The sequence below is a fragment of the Paenibacillus cremeus genome, assembly GCF_007786445.1.
GTDB lineage: Bacteria > Bacillota > Bacilli > Paenibacillales > NBRC-103111 > Paenibacillus_G > Paenibacillus_G cremeus.
Genome location: NZ_VNJI01000003.1, coordinates 149,028 through 166,910 on the forward strand (window position 1 = coordinate 149,028; position 17,883 = coordinate 166,910).

Sequence of the window (17,883 nt, forward strand, 5' to 3'; positions counted from 1 at the left end):
TACTTTATATCATTAAAGGGTTTTGATAGCTGAATAAAGAATATTGAAAAAACAGCATTGAGACTAGGGTTAGGGGTACAGTACCATGTGGCGGAAAGAATATCTAATCGATTCTCTTATGAATTTAACTTCTGACGGATTGATTCTCGTCGACGTAAATGGAAAAGTGCTGGAAGTGAATAAGAAATTCGAAGAATTACATGGATGGAAACGTGACGAAGTGGTTGGCACCGTGCTGCCAATGGTTCCCGATCAATATAAAGATGAGGTCTTCAAGCTATATCAGTCACTATTAGATGGAGCACAACATTCGGATTTCGAAGCGATTAAATTGCGGAAAGACGGATCTACGTTTCATGCGAATGTAACCGTCTCTCCAGTCAAGGATGAGCAAGGTACCGTCATTGGATTTATCGGGGTGGAACGAGATATTACCGAAAAGAAACGGGCGGAAGAAGAGCTCTTAGAACGAGAGAAGCAATATCGCAAATTAATCAAATTAAATCCGGAACCGATTGTTTTACATATGGATGGAATCATCCAGTTTGTCAATGATGTCGGCTGCAAGCTTTTGGGAGGACATTCAACGGAAGATTATTTAGGGGCATCGGTGTACGATTTCTTTTATCCCAAAGATTGGGAGCGCGTACGAAGACGAACCAAACAGGTCCTCGAGTCGGATGAGTATACAGAGTTTATGGAGTTTCCGCTGCGAAGAATCGATGGTGTCTCGATCGATGTAGAGCTGTCGTCTATTTATGTACACAGAAACCTCGGCTCCCCCGTTGTACAGACGGTTATTCGAGATATTACCCAGCGAAAAAAGTCTGAAGAAATGATCATAAGAGCGGAAAAATTATCGCTTATTGGTGAATTGGCAGCGGGTATCGCACATGATATTCGCAATCCTCTCACGTCACTAAAAGGGTTTGTTCAATTATTAAAAGCAAAAAACACAGACTACGTCCAGGTCATGCTGGAAGAGTTGGAGCATATCAATTACGTTGTGAATGAATTTATGACGCTGGCTAAACCGCACCTGAATCATTTTATGGAGAGCCAGGTTCAACCGCTATTGGAGAGTGTGGTCCATTTTATGATGCCACAAGCTCGTCTGTATAACGTCCAAATCCAAATCGAGATGTATCAAGACATACCCGCCATTCAATGTATTCCGGACCAAATCAAACAGGTGTTAATTAATCTTTTAAAAAATGCCATCGAATCCATGCCTCAAGGTGGTGTTATCCAGGTAACGATCCGAAAGGAGCAAAATCATAGTATCCGTATTTACATCCAAGATCAAGGATCGGGAATATCCGAGGACATGTTATCCCGATTGGGCGCGCCGTTCGTTTCTACCAAAACTAACGGAACGGGACTAGGGCTGATGGTATGCAAACGAATTATCGAATGTCACGGAGGAACGCTTTCGTTTCACAGTGAGCTGAATCAAGGCACGTCTGTAGTGATTGAACTGCCGATGATGCAAGTTACTCAGCAATAGTAGAAATTTCTCTTCTGGAGATACTAAGTTTTAAAAAACCTCCGGGAGAAATTACGATGGTTAAAAAATTAACAATTTTACTCATCCTTGGATTGGTGTGCTGCCCAATCTTTCTATCGAAGCTAACAGCAGAAACTACGTTTCAACCTCACGACAGTTCAGGAGGTCCTTACGGAAGAGCAGGATTTTCTGGCTCTGGATATACTGGAAACGGTTATTATCCTTCTTTAAACAGCGTGAGAAGCTATGAGATTTATGATCCTACGATAACCTCCGCGCACATTTTAAGCTCAACTGATAATAAAGTGCAGCGGAATTGGGAATGGCTTGGATTTGTCGGACTTTTAGGGTGTTTAGGCATCCTATACCGACGTAAGGCCTGAGAAGTCAAAAGGAGAAACAGCTGTCACACAAGCTTCAACCGTGACTAGCTGTTTTTTCTTTGTATCCTGTCTAGATTTCCTTTCTCGCTAGAGTTGGCGTATAATCCAGTTTAGATAGGTGGCACATATAGCATTTTTTGTGGCACATGTATGGAGTGAAAGGTTAAGGAGAAATCAATGAAGAAGAAATTGTTGGTTGGCGTTATAACTTTCGTCGTACTCACTGCATGCTTATACGCTAATACGATTAAATCAACGAAGTATGAAAATAAAGTTGCCGTCCTGGAATACCACCATATTGATCCGGAAGAATCCGAATTCACCATTTCGCCGGAGCGGTTCTCTGACCAGCTGAACGCCTTGAAAGAACAAAACTTTCATGTGATCTCCATGGAGGATTTCGTTTTATTTCTTAGAAACCAAAAGCCAGTACCTCCTAAGGCGGTAGTCATCACATTTGACGATGGCTATGAATCCTTTTATAAGTATGCGTATCCAGAGCTCAAGAAGCAGGGAATGAGCGCAACCAATTTTTTAATTGTCGGCTCAGTGGATAAGACCGAAGAAACGCCGCCCTTTATGACATGGGATGAAATCATGCAGATGCACGAGCAAGGGTTCAGCTTTTACTCGCATACGTTCGATTCTCACGACTTTCGTGAGGGGAACAACGGGAAGCAAGTTTCCCCTGTGACGAACCCAATCTACTTGGATAAGGAAGGACGCTTGGAAACAGAAAATGAGTATAAGCAGCGAATCCAAACTGACTTGCTTCACGCGCAGGAAGTGCTCCATGATCGGTTAGGAGATCCGTTTTCGTTATTATGTCTGCCGCACGGAAGATATACTTCTAAATCGATCGACTACGCCAAAACAGCGGGAATTGAGTATTTCATCACTGGAGATTATGGAATGAATGCCTCCGGCCAAATCCTGATTGATCGCATTTCGGCAGGCGTTCCTACGTTGACCGGTAAGCAGCTGGTTCAAAAAATCTACTGGGAGAATACGTGGATCGGGGCAGCCGAGGATTTGGCCAAAAATATAGTGCTCAAAATTCGATATACTTTTTTTTAGCTTTGGAGAAATCGCTGAGTAGTCGATGGGGAATAGATCTCGAAAAAACCAAGGAGCTACGAGTTCTCGCTTCACTCCTTGGTCCTTTTTGCTCCTAATTATGAGGTATAACTCCGCCCTAAACCAAGCTCCATCAGCAGCTGCCGGTAGGCGATAGAGGTTCGATCTGCAGGAATGTGAGCCTCGGCCGTCAGATCTAGAGGCAGATCCTCAGGCGTTTGCGCTTCGACCATTTCGCAATCTTCTTGAAATACCTGTAGGTTGAACTTTATCGTATCTTCAACAGGGACGCTTTTGTCGAAATTTCTTGAGATTGGACAGAACAGGCGAGTAGATCTTGCTGAGACAGGCGAGGCGCAATTCAGGATCATCAGTCTGCCGTCGTTAGGGAAATGAACGGTTAATGATGCTGCAAAAGGTGCGAATACCCGGAAGGCTCGCAACCACATAAATCCTTCTGGAGCTGGGTTTTCTTGACCCTTACCATAGTTGCTAACAGTGCTCCAGTAATCAGCCAATAAAGTAGGGCCTTCTCTACTTACCTTATATTGCGGTACCTCCGTGTTATTCCGATCCCCGAATGTCTCCGTGTGCACAAAGGCAAAGTGCGATACGTCCAGGAAGCCTTCCATTTGACGTCCTGCAGATCCTGCGATATCGAAGCTGGGCGGCAAGACATTCAAATACTCCGGGTCGTCCCAACCAGGGAAATCTGGTAGGTTCACTTCCGTTCCAGCAAGGGAAGTCCAGATCAGTCCAAACCTTTCTACAGACGGATAAATCGTTAATTTGAGCTTAGGCGAGATTTTACTATCAGGGTGAGCGGGAACTGCTGTACAGACACCTTCACAATTATAGCGAAAGCCATGATACGGGCATACGATTTCATCCTTCTCTACCCAGCCCTTGCTAAGCGGAGCACCGCGATGAAAGCAAAGATCACGGGCAACGATTACTTGACCGCGGCTGCGATAACAAACCAGGTTTACATCAAGAAGCGTAGCTGAAACTGGCTTATCCTTGATTTCTTCTGCAATCGCGACAGGATACCAATATTGGGCTAGGACTAACCAATCAGATGGTGAAAATGTGCAGTCACGGGGAAGTTGAATTTGGGGGGCATCTTTCTTGATAAGGGTCATCCGAACCACTCCTTTTGTAATGAATGAATCGCAATAAGCCCCTTCACGAGCTTATCTAAGTGAGTAACATGTTATATAAAGTGACATAAATAGAATGTTTTCATATTAATATAAAAATAATGTCCGGTCAATGATAAGTAATATTACATTTACATTTCTCGGCATTAAAAAAGAGTTAAGTTCATGAGCACGAGCCATCATGAGCTTAACTCTTTTGTTTGTGGGGCGGGGCGTCAGCTTCAGCCATGCGTCGAATATGGCGCCAAGTAGTTTCTTTCCGCCCTCTTATAAGAGTACTGTCCGGGAAGGGGGAGGGGATCCTGGCTGCGCATCATCCAGATGACGAGCTCGCGAAGCAGCATCGTCTCCATCTCTTTCGTTTCCGGATCGCCGATCCGATTGTTCAGCTCCAGAGGATCTTCGCTGATCCGATACAATTGAACGGTGCCCTGCATACTCATGTTCAGCTTCCAATCCCCTTTGCGGATGGTACGCATAAAGCCGGCCTGAGTTACCGTGTTAAGCTCATCGAACCGGATAATCGTGCCTTGCTCGGTTTCAACTCGCTTGCCAAAGCGGCTAATATCCAAGTGATCGTCCTCCGAGTACTCCAATCCGCCGAAGCCATGCTCACCGTACACGCTGGAAAATTCCTGTACCGGATAGTCCTGCCCGGTTAGCATCGGCCAGAGGCTCCTGCCCTGTACGCCAATGGGAATGTCCGCGCCGATCGCTTCACAAAGTGTCGGCATGATATCCGCCAAGGAAACGTGCGCAGCATGAGGCCCATCGTTGCGCTGAATGCCTGGACCAAACCAGAACATGGGAATGCGCAGCAGGATGTCGGGCAGCTCTGGGCCTTTTTTGATCAGCCCGTATTCTCCCACAAAATCTCCATGGTCCGACACAAACACAAGCATCGTATTTGCCATTAGGCCTTGTTCTTCCAGACTAGTGACCAAACGGCGCAGCTGATCGTCGATCAGGCGCAGCATGCCGAAGTAATTGGAGCGTACACGGTCGATGTCGGCTTTGAAGTTAGGATTGAAATGCTCGCCCTGCGTCCGGCACCATTGCCATTTGAAGCCTTTCGTTTCCAGCGCTTGCGTAGTAGCTTGAAGCGGTGGCAGCGAATCGGGAGGGAACATCGAATAATAAGGCTCGGGTGCTTGATACGGATTATGAGGCTCCGGAAAGCTTAACCAAAGAAAAAAGGGATTTTCTTTTACTTCCTCAATCCAATCCAGTGCTTCCGTAACTCCACGGTATGGATTTTGGCATTCAACTGGAAAAGGGGTAGGCTCCGTTTGGTTGACCGAGCAGCGGCCGAGCCATTCAATAAACGTTCGTTCATCCTCATTGCGTAACGGCCCTGCAGCTCCATAATGCTCCATAGGATAGTAATAATCGACAGACTCATCATCCGGCTTCAGATACGAATGATTTTTACCGATTAGCCCGGTTGAGTAGCCTTGCTCCTTCATGATGCCAAATAGGTCCTGTGTATAGTGGATATGCTTAACCCCTCCGTTCTCCCGGACACGGTGGGCGCTGGGGTAACGGCCCGTCAGCAGACTGCAGCGGGCGGCCACGCAAATAGGGGACGTCGTATAGGCTTTATCGAACCAGACGCCTTGGCGGGCAAGCGAGTCCATAAACGGGGTCGTATCCAAAGGAAAGCCTTCCCTTGCGCTTACGTCCGCTCTTTGCTGGTCCGTCATCACGAGAATAATATTCGGTTTCATGGCCATTCCCTCCAACATAAGTCTTACCTTTACTTTACAATAAGCGGAAGCGTTTGGGGCTGCACATTTTTGACCTAAACCGGATGGGGGGAGCAAAATTGTATAGTACAGGCCCATGTAGTGGGAGGTTTTTTAGAATACGGTCAGCTTCGCCGCAAAGAACGCAGGATTTGCCTATTGGCGCGTCTAATATTTCAATAATGCATGGATACTACACTTTCAAAAAAAGAAGGGTTCGGATCATGAGTTTATTTGTGCGGGAGAAATCATTTTACAAAACATTCTTTACACTGACCGCTATCATTGGTTTGCAAAACATCATTACTTTCGGAGTCAATCTATCAGACAATCTTATGATCGGCGGATTTAGTGAATCAGCGCTTTCCGGTGTCGCGATCGCGAATCAGATTCAGTTCGTGCTGCAAATGCTTGTCATGGGTGTAGGTGAAGGCCTGGTGATTATGGCTTCTAGATACTGGGGCGCGAAAGACATCGAATCGATCAAGAAGATTTCCAGTATCGGTATGCGGCTTTCCATTCTGGTAGGATTGATGATGTGGGTGGTTGTGTTTCTCTTTCCTCAAGTATGTTTGTCGTTGTTTACCAATAATGAAAGTGTAATTTCAGAAGGGGAAAAATTCATCAAGATCATTAGCTTTTCTTATTTCTTCTTTTCTATTACCAGTATCTTGCTTGCCACCATGAGAAGTGTGGAGACGGTCAAGATCGGATTTATCCTGTCATCGACCACCCTCATTGTCAATGTGTGCCTGAATTATCTCCTCATCTACGGGCATTATGGCTTTCCAAAGCTAGGAGTGCAAGGGGCAGCCGTCGCTACCTTGTCAGCAAGAATCATCGAACTCATTATTGTCTGTATTTATGTGAAATACTTTGACCGAAAGATTCAGTTGAAATTACGTGATTTCTTCAAAATGGAGCTGCCATTGTTTAAACAGTATCTCAGCTTGGGATCACCTATTTTGATGTCCAACTTTATCTGGGGACTCGCCATGGGCACACAGACAGCCATTCTGGGGCATATGGGAGCAGCGGCCATTGCAGCCAACAGTATAGCGACAACTGTTTTTCAAATTGTATCGGTGGTTGTTTTTGCCTCGGCTAGCGCAACAACGGTGGTGATAGGTAAAACGATAGGTGAGGGGCATATAGATAAAATTAAAGCCTATGCCAAAACCCTCCAGATCCTGTATCTCTTCGTCGGTGTATTTACCGGTATTCTTCTGTTTTTTACCAAGGACCATGTCCTCGACTTTTATACGATTTCATCGGAAGCAAGGGTTCTAGCCCTGCAGTTCATGACGGTGCTGTCCATCACTGTGGTCGGGACTGCCTACCAGATGCCGTCTTTAACAGGGATCGTACGCAGCGGCGGAGATACGAAGTTTGTTTTATACAACGATACGATTTTCATGTGGCTTATCGTTTTACCAGCTTCAGCCTTGAGCGCATTTGTGTTTGATTTGTCACCCTACATCATATTTATCTGCTTGAAATCGGACCAGATTCTGAAATGCTTTGTGGCAATTGTAAAAGTCAATCGCTTCAAATGGATCCGCGGGTTTGAACCCCTTAGGCCCGACTCGAAAAAGCCGGGGAAGACGATTGCAACCAGATGAATATGGGAGATTATTGGAAAGGTGCTGATGTGCGGTGTCAAAAGAGCGGAGCACCCCATAGCTTTTTGGGATATCAGGACCTTAAGCGCTCTTTTGTAGAGGAATTGAAAGAACGGGCGCGAGCTTGGCACCAAGCCAATCTTACCGCGAGTGAAGATATGGAGCGCAATTAAGGCTTGTGTATGCGGTACGATAAAAATAAAGACAAAACGGCAGCCGTTGTTATTCGTGAGGGAGCCAAGCTCAAACCAGAATTGGATTTCCGTAATTTTGCGCCACAGGTTCAGCAAACCTTATCGGAACTAACTGATCAACTCACACGGATGCGTCGTAATTGGAAGGTAGCGTTAGCGGTCCTATCCTGATTCAAAAGTTTATCGTGACCTTTGACGCATCTCATTTAACTCCTTTAGGATCTGGTTTTGCTTGTTGATTATGGTTTTGGTTTGCCAAGCACTAAAACCAACAGCGAATGCCGTTAATATTCCCACTTGTATCCAGTTCGTCTGTTTTTGATTCATGTTTTCCGCCTCCTATGCTACTTTTTAGTAGAATCCCCAACGCATCAAATTAAATACTTCTTAAGCGAAAATTTACTGGGCTAAATATTAATAGGGTAAAGCAATATTAATGGTTCCCGTTATATAATATATATAGGCATTATCCTATATCGGTTCGATGGACGTGACCGAATATCGAAATTAAAATAATGGAGCTGATTTTCATGGAATACAGAAAGCTTGGACGGACCGGTTTAAACGTATCCTCCATTGGCTTTGGCGGCGCCCCGATGGGGATCAACAATTACCTTGAAGCCTACGATGCCGACAATAACCGGGGCGAGGTTGCAGCTGCGCTTCATACTGCTCTTGACCAAGGTATCAATTATATTGATACGGCACCGGGTTATGGCCAGGGGCTTGGCGAAAGTATTATCGGAGAAGTATTAAAGACGCGCCGCAAGGAAGCGTATGTTGCAACAAAGGTTCCGTCAAAGCTTGCCTATGACGAAGTAATGCGCTCTGTAGACGCCAGCTTGCAGCGGTTACAAACCGATTATATTGACGTCATGCAGTTCCACGGCGGGTACTTGACGGAGGATGATTATAAGCGTCTAGTCCAAGACGGGCCGCTGGATGCGTTAAAAGAGTGCCAAAAGCAAGGGAAAATACGCTACATCGGAATCACGAACGAAAATGCGGACCATACCCTACTGTGGGCAATTCAATCCGGACATTTTGATGTCATTCAGGTTCGTTACAATTTGTTTTATCAAGGAGCCGCAGATCCACTTATTCCAGATGCCGTCAAAAACGATGTTGGCGTCGTTGTTATGAGGCCGCTGACTAGCCAAGCCTTTACCCGATTTATGCGACGAATCGCACCAGAGGCGTTGGACCAAATCAATCCGCAGCAGATTGCTTTGGATTTCGTGCTATCTCATCCAGGTGTAAGCGTTGCCATCTGCGGGATGAGAACAGCTGCCGAAGTGCTGGACAATGTTAATGCCGTGAAGAATCAGCATTATCGAATGGAATTCAAGCTCGACCGCGGACAAGGTGGCGTTCAATTTTAAAGCACAAAAATTATTACACTGCCACATCATCACGAAGCTCACATAAATAATGTAGGCTCTTTCCTTGACGGAACGGGCTTTTTTTGTTATTACAATCTATATTTTGACAATTGTAGCTCTCATGTGACAGCGCCTTATCCGGGACATCGACATTTCATATCTATTATTCTTAATTTGAGATCTAACCGAAACTAGTAAAGCTGTGGGGGGAACCAGATGAATGTATTACGAAACTCAAAAATGGAGAAAATCGGTGTTGGAAGTATTGTTAAGTCAACGGAGGAATTTAACGAGAAATGCAAGAGCGAAGAACAGGATAGTGGGTACTATGTTCCGTTCAAAGGCGTTAAAGTTAAATACATAAGCGCAGGGAATGTAACGGTATTTGCTAACGGCTATGATCGAACCCACGCTGTCAAATGGGTTGAACTGGATAAATAAGAAATGAGACGATTCAGCATCTTGAACATCTTGGTGTGCCGCTTGCAAAGAAAGAAGAGATTAGTGAATATGGAAAGTTTATTTGGATTGAAGATCCCGAAGGCCGACTGGTCGAGCTTTGGGAGAGATAAGATATCGGCTTCTTTGGCTTGGAACTTCCGCAGCATCCGTTCAAACCTGACGGTCAAAAGGTCCTCCAGTTCTTGTTTGATCGTGGCGAGTGGCGGAGATCCTTTGGTTTCCAAAATAGAAACCTTGAGGTTCAGCCTGCTGATTAAAATCGCTTTGTTCCCCTCGAAAGTGCTGTCGTGAGAGAGGCTGTCGCCTACAATCAACAAGGATGCATGATTCATAACCTCGATTTTCCCCTGCGTACTTAACCCAATAAACGCATTAAACAACAGTGTCTCGTGCGAACTTAATCGTTTCCAGTATTTCCTACAGGGTTATTCCTTATTCTTACAACGAACTTCTAAAAGTGGCTCTCTTATGGATAAAACATCCATTTAAAGTAAATAGTAAATGCTGATATATCCCTTTTTTCATAATGATTTTTGGAGGGAAGGGCTACCTTTTGATTTTGTTCTGTAATGGAGTTTTTTTATTTGCGGATATCATTTCGGGGGCCATTAAAAAATGGCATATTTATTATAAAACCGTTCTATATTTGTGTTTTCTTAACCTTCTCTAAAACCTGCTATGTAGAGACTATTTGACCTACGTTAGTAATTACCATTTTACTGCTCCTGAAATTTAAAGTACCCATTTGGAAGTAGGAACCCCCATGCTGCTGATGCTAACTACAGTCATCGTATTCAACTTGATTGTCCTTTTTATGCAAAAGCGTATTTCGAAAATTGAAATGTACGCTACAGCGCTGTTTGCTTTATGTTTTGCTATTATCACGGATGTGGTGCTGGATATAAAGTTCCATCTGTATGAATATTTTGAAGAAGGAGTTCAACTCAAGTTCTTGATCGGAGCTATTGGCATTTACCCTTCGACAAATATCATTTTCCTGAATTACTTTCCCTACAAAAAATCAATAAAAGCGAAGACGATCTTCATTTTGGCTTGTTCTTTGTTTGCAACAGGGTACGAGTGGATTGCGGATGAATATTCTAATTTCTTTACTCACAAAGGATGGAAGCTGTGGCACTCCGCTATTACATATCCATTCCTATTTGTCATCCTGTTAGTAAACTATAGATTCGTTAGATATTTGCTGAAGGCAAGTGTACATGGGATCGAGAGTAAAAGTGCTAACGATGAATGATGATCCATAGTCGCGCATGATCGATCCACGCATCTGTTCAACCGGAACGACCGATAGGCCCACTAAGGAAAAAGGTGTAGGAATTCGGTCCCAAGGACATCGTCATCAATTGCATCGCACCCGGGCAAGTGGCGACCGATCTGTTTCTGAACGGCAAATCGCCGGAGCTAATCGAATCGTTCCGTCGAATGAACGCGTTCGGCCGGCTTGGCGATCCGGAGGACATCGCGAATGCGCTCGATCTGCTCGTCAGCGACAAAGCCCGTTGGATCACGGGTCAGACGCTTCGTGTAAACGGTGGGTTTAATTGAATCTGTAGGGTCACACAGTTGCCGCGTTTATCGCGGCTTTTTTTATTTGATGTGAATCCCAGCCCTATTCTCGAGTATCATGTCCTAATACCCTGCAGCATAGGTTGTACAATATAGGGGGGATGAGGGATGAAGGTTCAAAATGTTGATCTTTCTACGTTTTTGATTCGAATCGTATTAGGAGTTATTTTTTTAGCACATGGTCTTAAAAAAGTAAAAGGGATGGATGCAACCGTTCATCATTTTCAAATCGATTTTGGATTGCAAGGATATATCGCTTATTTGGTCACATTTATTGAAGTCGTTGGAGGAGCATTGCTAATTCTTGGAATTTTTACACGAGTGGCTTCAACTGGAATCTCTATAGTTATGATTGGGGCTATTTATACGGTTACTTGGAACAAGGGGTTTATTAACGGATATGAATTTGATTTAGCATTGCTTGCAATGGCGATTTCATTAATAATTAAGCGAAATAATGCTAGATAGGTTACGTTGAAGTAAGTAAGTTTCAAATATCTCAGTAATTTCCAATCAATGCAAGCTCATTTATACTTGAATGTAGAATACGGTAAGATGTGACTCGGTACGGATCAAACGATGCTATGATCGGTGAGGTGAGGGGCTCAAGATGAAGAAGATGCAGGCGATGTTTATAGGTAGGGCAGAAACCATACAATCGGTCTATAGGCCCGGTGTTCGTGATGAACTACACCAGCTAGCGGATTTTTATCCGATAGTGATTAGCAGGGAAAATTTAGCGGAGCATGGCAGTGCATTGAAATCGATGGAGGTCGCATTTTCCACCTGGGGCATGCCAGCATTGGAAGAGGATGAAATCCGGCATTATTTGCCGAATTTGAAAGCGCTTTTTTACGCAGCTGGCAGCGTGCAATCATTTGCGCGGCCTTTTCTGCACTGCGGCGTCACCGTGGTCAGCGCTTGGGCCGCCAACGCCGTACCCGTGGCAGAGTATACGGCCGCGCAAATTGTGCTTGCCAACAAAGGCTTCTTTCAAAGTGCCCAACTTTACAAACACCAGAACCGTCAAGAAGCAGCGGGTTATGCTAATGCGTTTCCCGGCAATTACAACGCAAAGGTCGGCATCATTGGAGCCGGCATGATCGGACGTAAAGTGATCGAGCTGCTGAAGCCTTACGAGCTTGAAATCTTGGTATTTGACCCCTTTTTGTCTGATGAAGTGGCCGCACGGCTAAACGTCACCAAAGTTGGTCTGACAGACCTCTTCTCTCAATGCCAGACGATCTCCAATCATTTGGCAAATCTCCCCGAAACGGTAGGGATACTGAACAAGGAACAATTCGACCGGATGCTGCCGTATGCCACATTTATTAATACGGGCAGGGGCAAACAGGTGGTTGAGCCCGATTTGATCTCTGCGCTTCGTGACGTACCTACTCGAACCGCTATACTCGATGTCACATTTCCGGAACCCGTACATCGGGAGAGCGAGCTGCTCAAGCTAGACAACGTCATTTTGACGCCGCATATCGCAGGTAGTAACGGCACGGAAGTCGAACGCATGGCCAAATATGCGATGGAGGAGTTCAGGAGATACGTACAGGAGGAAGCGATGCAATACCAAGTTTCGCTCAAAATGCTGGAGACGATGGCGTGATGATTAAGGCTTTGACCTTATGGGTTGAAGCCTTTTATACTTGGTTGTATATAAAGAAGAAAGGGCGTACTGAAAGATGGAGTTTGGGTATTCCTTCATACCGGAGATCCAGTGTCAATATGACATCGAAAAAGGTACGGCTTTGCCGTTTCACCGGAGCCGTCGCGAAACGAGGATTTGAGAGACTCCTGGCCATTCGTATGGCGGGGATTGAGCCGTTCGGGCAGTATCTAAAGATCCAATTTTCTACTTTCTAAAGAGGAGCCGTCAGGATATGATTCAGACTGTATTTACTACTTTATTTCAAGTCATCGTACCTCTTTCCATTCCGGTCATTGCAGGTGCTCTCCTAAAATATTTTAGGGATTTGGATACGAAGCCTCTCACCACACTTTTTTTATACTTTCTAAGTCCCGCGATTATTTTTGATACGTTGATGAAAGCTGAAATTTCTTATGGGGAAATGTACCACACTTTAGCCTTCTGTATCTTAAATCTGCTGATTCTCTGGACGGTAGCCAGGATCGCCGGCAAACTAAACCAACTCGCTTCTCCTGAGCTGGCAGGTCTAACTCTCATATCCAGTTTGACAAACAGCGTCAATTACGGCCTTCCGCTTGTGATGCTTTCCTTCGGGCAGCTCGGTTTGGATCGAGCATCGGTCTACGTTGTCATCCAGATGATCATTACCAACACCTTCGGTGTGTACTTGGCCGCCCGATCCCAGTTTTCGTTCAAAAGTGCAGTAAAATCCGTGTTCACCCTTCCAGCCATCTATACCGCCATGCTGGCCATTGTGCTGCGAGTATTTCATCTGCACCTGCCGGCTGGCGTTCAAACGGGGGTCACCATGGTCGCCGGAGCATTCTCACCTGTCGTATTGGCCATTCTGGGGGCACAAATGGTGGGCGTGAAAAATGCCAATCTGGACCGGAAAGTCCAGACCAGCTTTTGGACAGGGATCACGATCCGGCTTTTGATCTCGCCGCTAATCGCTTGCTTGTGTTTGTATGTTTTGAATATCAAAGGTATTTTGTTCTCGGTTCTCCTTATTTTGTCTTCCATGCCCGTTGCTGTTAATGCGGTAGTTTTGGCCGAAAAGTTCAATGCTTCACCCAAATTAGTATCCAAAAGCATCTTATGGACCACCTTGGCTTCGTTCATTTTACTGCCGATGCTTATTGTTTTAGTGAAGCAATGACCCCACGGATCTCGACGTAACCGGCGCAGAAAGGCAGGAATTTCTAAGCATGAATAGAAGAAGCTTACGGATGCTTTCGAGTATTACAGCTATTTTGCTTATATCCGCAATAACCGTCGCCTGCAGCACAAAGCAGCAGCCGAGCCTTGCGGCAGAGAAGAGTGTTGATAAAGACACGACCAAGCTCAATCCGAGTTTCGCTCCCGGTGGCAATTTCGATCTTTCGAAATGGGAGCTTCAGCTGCCGACAGGCTCTAAATTTACAACCATTTCTTCAGGGAAGCTCCAAGGGCCGAGCGGTTATCAAGATCTTTATTTCTATACGGACAAAACGGACGGATCCATGACGTTTATGTGCCCGACCACGGGAACCACTTCCTCAGGTTCTTTGCATCCCCGTACAGAGTTCCGTGAAATCACAAGCGGCTGGGCAACGAGCGGGACGAATATCATGACCGTTATCGAAAAAGTGACCCAAGTACCCGGCAACACGGCTATAGGGCAGATCTTCCAAGCCCCGCCCTCGCCAAGCAAACCGCTGCTCGAGGTACAGTACACGAAAGACGGCAGCTTGAAATTAATGCTTGAGGATACCAATAAGGGCGGGAGCTCAACGATTCATCCGATTGGTAATGTGCCGCTGGGGAAGCCATTCACCTATTCACTTTCACTCACGGGAACTACAATCACCGTCACTATCGACGGCAAGGCCAGCACCTTCACGATGCCGCCAAGCTTTGAGGGAGAACACTTTTACTTTAAGGTCGGCAACTATGACCAGACGGCTAAAGCAGGCGCTCCGGGAGCTACCCCAGGTACAATAGTTCAAGTTTATTCGTTGAATGTTACTCATCAGCCGTCCTGATTCGTTATATCATCTCACGAGTGGCCGCGTAAATCGCGGCTTATTTTTTTTGATAATCCGGGGCCGCTTTATCGTTCGTTCGGGCTTTCAAGCTGTGTACTGTTTCTGTACCCGCTCGGGGTCATGGAAGTCCAGCGTTTAAATTGGCGGCTGAAATGCGCGCTTGTTTTATACCCGAGCATCATGGCTATATGATCTATGGACAGGTCTGACTGAAGCAGCAGGCGCTGGGCCTCGCTTAACAAAATCTCCGACATGTATTGGCGGGGAGCTTTCCCATAAACCTGATGAAATATTCGATTCACATGGGACGGACTCAAGTTTAAGGAATCGGCTATATCTTGGACGAAGGTTCTTTCGCTGTCTTCCAATTGGCCATGAAGCAGACTGCTTCGGATCGAAACCTCAATATATTCGGAAATACGGGCGGCCAGTAATTCCTTTTTCGTACGAACGACGTCGTCGGTTTGTGACAGCTGCTCCACCAGCGTTCCCAAAAGCTCAAACACGGCTGCGTATACCCTCATGCTCTTTGCGGCGGAAAGCGATCGACTCCTGTTTTCAGTTGCAAGATTGCATAAGTTCGTTAGGAAGGGGACCAATTTTTTGACAAGGGGAGAGGCGGCTTCGTAACAGACGGCTTGATGGCGCTCCAGCTCCTTGGAGAACACGGGATCGGCTACACTGAAATGCACGCAAAAAAAAGTGAAGCCATGCGAGCCTGACGACTTGCATGAATGCGTGAGACCCGGACGTATGAACAGCAGGTCTCCTTTTTTTTGATCGTAAATCTGGCCTTCTACGACCATCTGCATGTCCCCATCGATCATCCAATGCAGCTCGTACATAGGGTGTTCGTGAGATGGATAGGTCCAGCCGGAACCGACCTCGCGAACATGGAGTCCCATCAGATGAAAGGACATTCGAACATCGGGAAGCCTGCCCAGCTCAACGGAATCGGCGATCATAACAGACATGTATACGTCCCCCTTGTTCATCCGAATCTATTCCAAATCCATTATACAGCGTTTTCATTTGGGAGCAAATGCAAGAAATGGGTAAATGTTTATCTCGATTAGCGCATCGTCAAATCCTCTCTAGTGGTGGTATGTTAGTATTATACTCTAACTAGTATACAAGGATACTTAGTCATATGAAAGCGCTTAAAGGACTATTGACGGATCGTCTATCCGCGGGCAGGAGGTCTTATGAGTATACAGATTGACGCTTTAAGGGACAAAAGAGGACTCATACGGGATTTCGTGTACGACACCTTGAAGAAAAACATCATGGAGCTGCGGCTAGAGCCGGGCCGGTCTATCTCGGAAAAAGAACTGGTCGAAATGCTCCAAGTCAGTAGGACGCCGATTCGTGAAGCATTGGTTAAGCTCTCTCAGGAGGAATTAATCGAAACCACCCCTCAGAAGGGCTCCGTCATATCGCTTATCGATTTGCAGCATGCGGAAGAATCCCGGTTTCTCAGAAAAACATTGGAATCCGCTGTTGTTCGGGAAGCATGTGAGCTGCTCGGCAAGGAACAGGTGCTTCACCTGCAAAATCTCGTCTCACTGCAGGAGCTGTGTGTATCCGAACAGAATTACGGGCGACTGTTTGAGCTCGACGAGGAGTTTCACAAATCGATTATGATCGGCTGCGGCCGAGCCCGTACGTGGGGACTAATTCAACAAATGGCAACGCATGACAACCGCATCCGGTTTTTACGGCTTGCTTCCGATTCCAACTGGCAAATCATCCTTGCCCAGCATCGTGGAATTGTAAGCGCCATCAAGGAGAAGGACCCCGACCAGGCGGAAAAAATGCTAAGGGATCATCTGGAGCTCGTAGTGATTGAAAAAGAAAATTTAAAACAAAAATACGCCAAATTTTTTAAATCTATCTAAGGAGTGAAAGACAATGTTGAAAATAGCTGTAATCGGTACAGGCGGGATCGCCAATTCGCATCTGGAGGCTTATGCATCCTCGTTTAAGGGAAGATGCCAAGTTGTTGCGTTATGTGACATTTACGAGGAAAAGGCCGTCCGATATAAAGAGAAATTCCAGCTCGACTGCAGAGTCGTACAAGACTATCATGAACTGCTCGACAGCGATATTGATCTGGTGTCGATCTGCACCCCACCGTATACGCATGCACAAATCGCAATCGACTTCTTGCGCGCTGGAAAGCATGTACTGGTCGAGAAACCAATGTCTTCCTCCTTGGAAGAATGTGACCGCATGCTGGAAGCGGCTTCCGAGTCGAATCGCATTTTGTCCGTCATCGGTCAAAACCGGTTCAGGGATCCCATCATGAAGCTGAAGCGCACGCTCGACACCGGAAAGGTAGGCAAAATCGTACATGCACAGGTCGACTCCCACTGGTGGAGAGGGCACTGCTATTACGATCTGTGGTGGAGAGGCACTTGGGAAAAGGAAGGCGGAGGCTGTACGCTCAACCACGCCGTTCATCATATTGACATGCTGCAGTGGATGATGGGGATGCCGGACAAAGTTCATGCGGTGACGACCAATACGTCGCATGACAACGCGGAAGTCGAGGACCTTTCCGTAGCGATTCTTTCTTACGGCAACGGAAGCCTGGCGCAAATTACAAGTTCGGTCGTGCATCACGGAGAGGAACAGCAGCTTATATTCCAAGGGGAAAAGGCAAGAATATCCGCACCTTGGAAGGTGTATGCGTCCACCTCTAAGGAAAACGGATTTCCGATTCGGAACACCGCGCTCGAGGAGGAGCTTGAGAACACATACAACAGCATGGAGGATCTCCCGTATACCGGGCACGCTGGACAAATTGACGATGTGATGAAGGCGATCGAAGGCGGCACGCTCGAAGTGCTCATTGACGGCCGCGAAGGACGCAAAACGCTGGAGCTGATCACGGCTGTCTATGAAGCGTCGGCTACAGGGAAGAGTGTAAGCCTGCCTTTAACGAAGGACAATTTGTTCTATTCGAGAGACAGCTTGCTCGCGAACGCACCACACTTTTACGAGAAGACTTCATCGGTCGTTTCCTTCTCGAAGAACGAGATTACGCTCGGCAGCGAGTATAAGAAATAAACAAC

At 46.1% G+C, this 17,883-nt stretch carries 16 protein-coding genes and 2 pseudogenes; 14 read left to right on the forward strand and 4 right to left on the reverse strand.

The features are described from left to right. Positions 1-85 precede the first annotated feature (85 nt). The 3 genes from FPZ49_RS03770 to FPZ49_RS03780 all read left to right on the forward strand — a co-directional run bounded on the left by FPZ49_RS03770 (position 86) and on the right by FPZ49_RS03780 (position 2,967). Positions 86-1,507, forward strand: coding sequence for a PAS domain-containing sensor histidine kinase (locus FPZ49_RS03770; RefSeq protein WP_144843401.1), 1,422 nt, complete (start codon positions 86-88; stop codon positions 1,505-1,507). A gap of 56 nt (positions 1,508-1,563) precedes the next feature. Then, positions 1,564-1,890, forward strand: coding sequence for a hypothetical protein (locus FPZ49_RS03775; RefSeq protein ID WP_144843403.1), 327 nt, complete (start codon positions 1,564-1,566; stop codon positions 1,888-1,890). Between the two features lie 177 nt (positions 1,891-2,067). Further along, positions 2,068-2,967 (forward strand): polysaccharide deacetylase family protein, encoded by a 900-nt coding sequence (locus FPZ49_RS03780; protein WP_144843406.1) that lies wholly within the window; start codon positions 2,068-2,070, stop codon positions 2,965-2,967. 98 nt (positions 2,968-3,065) lie between these two features. Here FPZ49_RS03780 and FPZ49_RS03785 read toward each other — a convergent pair whose 3' ends face one another. Together FPZ49_RS03785 and FPZ49_RS03790 are read right to left on the reverse strand one after the other, a co-directional pair. After that, positions 3,066-4,109 carry an aromatic ring-hydroxylating oxygenase subunit alpha gene (locus FPZ49_RS03785; RefSeq protein WP_144843409.1) on the reverse strand — a complete coding sequence of 348 codons (1,044 nt, stop codon included), beginning with the start codon at positions 4,107-4,109 and terminating at the stop codon, positions 3,066-3,068. Between the two features lie 239 nt (positions 4,110-4,348). After that, a complete protein-coding gene (locus tag FPZ49_RS03790; protein WP_186445593.1) occupies positions 4,349-5,854 on the reverse strand; it encodes a sulfatase family protein in 1,506 nt (501 codons plus the stop codon). Between the two features lie 242 nt (positions 5,855-6,096). Between FPZ49_RS03790 and FPZ49_RS03795 the strand changes: the two genes are divergently transcribed. Further along, the gene (locus FPZ49_RS03795; protein ID WP_144843415.1) at positions 6,097-7,494 is read left to right on the forward strand and encodes an MATE family efflux transporter; all 1,398 of its coding nucleotides are present in this window, start codon (positions 6,097-6,099) and stop codon (positions 7,492-7,494) included. 374 nt (positions 7,495-7,868) lie between these two features. Here the strand turns inward: FPZ49_RS03795 and FPZ49_RS35350 are convergent, their stop codons facing one another. Further along, positions 7,869-8,015, reverse strand: coding sequence for a hypothetical protein (locus FPZ49_RS35350; RefSeq protein WP_186445595.1), 147 nt, complete (start codon positions 8,013-8,015; stop codon positions 7,869-7,871). Positions 8,016-8,218: 203 nt separating this feature from the next. On the opposite strand from FPZ49_RS35350, the gene FPZ49_RS03800 reads away from it, so the two are divergent. The 8 genes and pseudogenes from FPZ49_RS03800 (at position 8,219) to FPZ49_RS03840 (ending at position 14,803) form a co-directional block, all read left to right on the forward strand. Continuing rightward, positions 8,219-9,070, forward strand: coding sequence for an aldo/keto reductase (locus FPZ49_RS03800; protein WP_186445596.1), 852 nt, complete (start codon positions 8,219-8,221; stop codon positions 9,068-9,070). Positions 9,071-9,513: 443 nt separating this feature from the next. Continuing rightward, positions 9,514-9,642 (forward strand): annotated as a pseudogene (locus FPZ49_RS03805) (VOC family protein); the annotation flags it as partial. Positions 9,643-10,295: 653 nt separating this feature from the next. Further along, a complete protein-coding gene (locus tag FPZ49_RS03810; RefSeq protein ID WP_144843421.1) occupies positions 10,296-10,787 on the forward strand; it encodes a CBO0543 family protein in 492 nt (163 codons plus the stop codon). An 80-nt stretch (positions 10,788-10,867) separates the two neighbouring features. After that, positions 10,868-11,098, forward strand: a pseudogene (locus tag FPZ49_RS03815) (SDR family oxidoreductase); the annotation flags it as partial. A gap of 129 nt (positions 11,099-11,227) precedes the next feature. Then, entirely contained in the window at positions 11,228-11,587 is a 360-nt protein-coding gene (locus tag FPZ49_RS03820; RefSeq protein WP_144843424.1) for a DoxX family protein, read from the forward strand. 142 nt (positions 11,588-11,729) lie between these two features. Next, entirely contained in the window at positions 11,730-12,737 is a 1,008-nt protein-coding gene (locus FPZ49_RS03825; protein ID WP_144843427.1) for a hydroxyacid dehydrogenase, read from the forward strand. 274 nt (positions 12,738-13,011) lie between these two features. Continuing rightward, a complete protein-coding gene (locus tag FPZ49_RS03835) occupies positions 13,012-13,938 on the forward strand; it encodes an AEC family transporter (RefSeq protein WP_144843433.1) in 927 nt (308 codons plus the stop codon). Between the two features lie 49 nt (positions 13,939-13,987). Further along, positions 13,988-14,803, forward strand: coding sequence for a polysaccharide lyase family 7 protein (locus FPZ49_RS03840; protein ID WP_144843436.1), 816 nt, complete (start codon positions 13,988-13,990; stop codon positions 14,801-14,803). Positions 14,804-14,871: 68 nt separating this feature from the next. On the opposite strand, the gene FPZ49_RS03845 is transcribed toward FPZ49_RS03840, so the two are convergent. After that, positions 14,872-15,780: a helix-turn-helix domain-containing protein gene (locus FPZ49_RS03845; RefSeq protein WP_144843438.1), complete on the reverse strand. Its 909-nt coding sequence runs from the start codon at positions 15,778-15,780 to the stop codon at positions 14,872-14,874. A gap of 231 nt (positions 15,781-16,011) precedes the next feature. Here FPZ49_RS03845 and FPZ49_RS03850 point away from each other — a divergent pair, with 231 nt between their 5' ends. After that, complete coding sequence (locus FPZ49_RS03850) at positions 16,012-16,704, forward strand: GntR family transcriptional regulator (protein WP_144843441.1); 693 nt, start codon at positions 16,012-16,014, stop codon at positions 16,702-16,704. A 13-nt stretch (positions 16,705-16,717) separates the two neighbouring features. Beyond that, positions 16,718-17,878 carry a Gfo/Idh/MocA family protein gene (locus FPZ49_RS03855; RefSeq protein WP_144843444.1) on the forward strand — a complete coding sequence of 387 codons (1,161 nt, stop codon included), beginning with the start codon at positions 16,718-16,720 and terminating at the stop codon, positions 17,876-17,878. Positions 17,879-17,883: the final 5 nt, after the last annotated feature.